2 protein-coding genes are annotated in these 408 nt (G+C 67.4%); one reads left to right on the top strand and one right to left on the bottom strand.

The features are described from left to right. Positions 1–184, top strand: a 184-nt coding sequence (locus DY467_RS25845) for an antibiotic biosynthesis monooxygenase family protein (RefSeq protein ID WP_502706464.1), incomplete at its 5' end; no start/stop codon positions are given. On the opposite strand, the gene DY467_RS25840 is transcribed toward DY467_RS25845, so the two are convergent. Further along, positions 168–408, bottom strand: a 241-nt coding sequence (locus DY467_RS25840; protein ID WP_164639894.1) for an AI-2E family transporter, incomplete at its 5' end; no start/stop codon positions are given. The two genes, DY467_RS25845 and DY467_RS25840, sit on opposite strands and share 17 nt — an antisense overlap.

The raw sequence follows: 408 nt of genomic DNA, 5'->3' as shown, positions 1-408 counted from the left end.
GCATCGGTCGATCGAGAAGCCGCAGCGTTACCGGCTGATGGTGAAGTGGCAGACGCTGGAAAACCACACTGTCGATTTCCGCGGCTCGGAGAACTTCACCGAATGGCGCGGTCTCGTCGGCGGGTTCTTCGCAGCGCCGCCGGATGTCGAGCACACCGAGACGGTGCTTACGTCTCAGGTGTAACGGCGAGCGCCATCGGGGCGGTGGCGGCCGGTGCGGCGGACTCGTCCGGCTCTTCGCCGCGCAGATGGTCGATCACCACCCGGCCGATCGCCATCAGTGGCAGCGCCAGCGCAAGCCCCCAAAGACCGAACACGATGCCGAGCAGGGTCTGGGTGGCAAACAGCGTCGCCGGCGGGATATCGATCGCCTGGCGCTGGATCCGCGGGGGCAGGACGTAGCCCCCG

It is taken from the genome of Rhodopseudomonas sp. BR0G17 (assembly GCF_010907025.1).
In the GTDB taxonomy this organism is placed as follows: Bacteria; Pseudomonadota; Alphaproteobacteria; order Rhizobiales; family Xanthobacteraceae; genus Rhodopseudomonas; species Rhodopseudomonas palustris_H.
Note: the sequence above shows the minus strand (reverse complement) of the source record. Positions and strands in the feature narration are given on the sequence as shown.